The organism is Streptomyces sp. NPDC058812 (genome assembly GCF_042744565.1).
Classification (GTDB): domain Bacteria; phylum Actinomycetota; class Actinomycetes; order Streptomycetales; family Streptomycetaceae; genus Streptomyces; species Streptomyces thinghirensis.
This window is the reverse complement of record NZ_JBHYOB010000061.1, coordinates 1-2639: the sequence shown is the minus strand read 5'-3', so window position 1 is coordinate 2639 and position 2639 is coordinate 1. Positions and strand designations below refer to the sequence as shown.

Below are 2639 nucleotides of genomic sequence, written 5' to 3'. Positions count from 1 at the left end.
GGCATGGCGCAGGGGGCTGTCGGGGGTGCGGGCTATGCGGAAGAGCTCGCGCATGACTTCACCCTTGTCCCAGCGCTTGCCGGTTTCCGCTCGCATGCCGATCAGCCACAGGTCGATCTCATGGAGTTCGTCCGGGTCGAACCGGACCGTGGTGGAGATCGATCCGTCGGTCTTCGGGGCGGGCGCCGTGCCGTGCTGTGCGTCACGGCCAGCACAACGAGTTGACCGGCAACGCGTTGTGCTGCTCCAGACGCGACACAGCCCGCTTGCCGCACGTGAACTGCATTACGGGACAGATCCGCGAGATTCGGTAATACCGGACTGGGCTGCGTGCCTTGCCCTGCGTGTGTTACAGGCCCTACCAAGGCCTCACCTTCAGCAAAAAGCCAGGTCAGAGGGCCAGGTGAGGCTGAATCTCCCTTTCAGGCAGGGAGGGTTGCGTGGCTAACCCCTTTGGGGCTCAAGGTCCGTGGTGTCGGGCGGCTATCTGCTGTCCGGCACCCATCCCGCGACGCAAGCGGTGCGGACCCCGCAGGCTCCGCCCGCCCGAGTAGCCGAACCAAGGAGTTCACCCATGACCATCACCCAGCACGACACTGCGACCGTCCCCCCGCAGGCGGCCGTCCAGGAGCAGGCCGAGGCGCGGGAGCTCGCGCGGCTGCGCCGGCAACGGGATGTCCTCTTCCTGCTGCTGCTCCTGGGCGTTGGTGCCGTGCTCGCGGGCGGTGCGGCCATCGTCGTGCGGCTGGCGCCGTCCTGGGCCGACCCGGCACAGGTCGCCCTGGGCACGCTCGGCGCGTACATCGCAGCGGTGGCCGTACTGGTGCCGCATCTGCGGCGCCGTCGGTAGCGCCACGCGTGAAGGAGCAGGTACCGGCCTTCGGAGGGGCGGCCGGGACCCGCGCGCCGGACCTGGATTCGTTCCGATGACGAGCACGGGTCCACACTGGCCGGATGACCGAGCGCCGCCCCCTGGGCACCGGCCCCCGCCCCACGACTCAAGACCCCGCAGCGCCTCGGGGCCGGACAGTTGCCGAGCTCGCCCGCGCCGCCGAGGGCCAGGCGCCCCAGCCGGAGCCGGAGCCGGAGCCGGAGCCGGAGCAGGACTCCTCCGCGCGGCCATCGGCCGTGGCCGGGCGTCGTCGGCTGGGGCGGGGAGTAGCGTCAGTCGACCAGTGACTGCTCGCCCTCACGTTCTTAGGTAGTCAACCCCTTGACCGTCTTTGGTTCGACGGTGGTCAAGGGTTGACCACCTAGGATCCGCAGGCGGCTGGTGGAGCGTCAGCGGCCGAGCCAGCCCCGCCAGCCGTCCGCCTTGGCCTGCCGGTCCAGCTCTGCCTGTTCCTCGGCGCGTACCTGAGCCTGGTGGGCGTCGTGGTCGGCCGGGGGCTGGCAGATGGCGCACAGGCGGCCCGGTTCGGCGCCGTCGCTCCACTCGTCCCGGGCGGGTAGGCCTGGCGTCCGCATTGGGGGAAATCGCAGGGACGCGGCAGGTGACGGGTGGTGGGCAAGCCCGGCTTGCCCTGCCGCCCCGCATGCCCGGCCGTCTACGCTCACCCCCGGCCCGGCAAGCGACCGCCCCTCACCTGTCACGCAGGCCTCAGCAGCCTGCTAAGGCGCTGTCAGCCCCTCGCTGGTCAAATGGGGCCAGCCGCGGGCTGCACAGGCCGCCAGCGGGCCGCTCAGGGGCTAGAACGGTGCTTCCGCCGGTTGTTGGTGACGTTCAGTCGGCCATGCGCCGACGGGGACGGAGCGAGCAGCCAGGTCGGCGGCCTGGGCCTCCTCCCGGCGCTTGAGCTTCCAGGCGGCCATGTGGCTGCGGACGGCGTCGTCCAGGGCGGTGCCGCGCAGGCCTTCCCGGACCAGCGCTGCGCGGGCGGTTTCCTCCTCCACGGCGTACCGGCCGCGCCGGGAGGCACCGGCATGGTCCCTGGGCGCGGGGATCTCCACCCTGACGGCGGCGCTGATCAGCTCCGGGTGTTCGGCAGCCAGCCGCTCCCGGAGCCGCGCGGTCTCCTCGGCCTCGGCAGCACGGGCAGCCCGCCTGCTGTCGAACGCCTCGTTCGCGGCCGCGGCCTCGTCGTAGACGGCCTCGATCTCCGCCTGATGCCTCCGGGCGGACTCTGCCCGCTGCTGCTCCAGCTGCTCGCGGTGCTGGGCGTCGAGGCGGGCGACCTCGGCATCCTGGATCCGCTGGTTCGCCCTGTACCCGCACTGCCGGCACTCCTCACCAGTGTCGACGAGCACGCCCGTCTCGCAGTTCGGCAGCTCGCAGGCCTGCTCGAAGAGGATCTCCGCGAGGTAGCCAGCAGGGCGCAGGATCCTGTCCGCGCCCTGGTAGCCCGCGGACGCCCGCACCGGTCCCCGGGTCCGGTGCCACTGGCCAAGGATCCGGGTCGCGGCGTGGTCAGGGGTGCGCGGGTACATGTCGAACGGGGTGGGCGTGGCATTGGGGTTGTGTCCGAGGAACTCGCGGACGGCCCTGCGCAGGATGCTGATCCGGGCCGCGGGCCTGTCCAGGACGCCGAGACCGTCCAGCAGCGCGTAGACCTCCTCCTCCCCCGCCACCGGCCGCAGCTCGCTGATCTTCCGCGGTGCCTTCCGCCCGCACTGCTGATCCCCCTTGCTGGCCTTCTTCC

Annotated in this window: 2 protein-coding genes and 1 pseudogene; 1 reads left to right on the top strand and 2 read right to left on the bottom strand. The window is 71.7% G+C overall.

Annotated features, from left to right (window positions below; genetic code table 11):
• Positions 1–574 precede the first annotated feature (574 nt).
• The gene (locus ACFW48_RS38545; protein WP_386323325.1) at positions 575–850 is read left to right on the top strand and encodes a hypothetical protein; all 276 of its coding nucleotides are present in this window, start codon (positions 575–577) and stop codon (positions 848–850) included.
• Positions 851–1281: 431 nt separating this feature from the next.
• Here ACFW48_RS38545 and ACFW48_RS38540 read toward each other — a convergent pair whose 3' ends face one another.
• Together ACFW48_RS38540 and ACFW48_RS38535 are read right to left on the bottom strand one after the other, a co-directional pair.
• Entirely contained in the window at positions 1282–1467 is a 186-nt protein-coding gene (locus ACFW48_RS38540; RefSeq protein ID WP_386323323.1) for a hypothetical protein, read from the bottom strand.
• Between the two features lie 222 nt (positions 1468–1689).
• Positions 1690–2639 (bottom strand): annotated as a pseudogene (locus tag ACFW48_RS38535) (hypothetical protein); the annotation flags it as partial.

What these genes read in the sequence shown, in the direction of transcription:
- ACFW48_RS38545 (WP_386323325.1), top strand. Translation starts at nt 575, where the DNA reads ATGACCATCACCCAGCACGACACTGCGACCGTCCCCCCGCAGGCGGCC.
- ACFW48_RS38540 (WP_386323323.1), bottom strand. Translation starts at nt 1,467, where the DNA reads ATGCGGACGCCAGGCCTACCCGCCCGGGACGAGTGGAGCGACGGCGCC.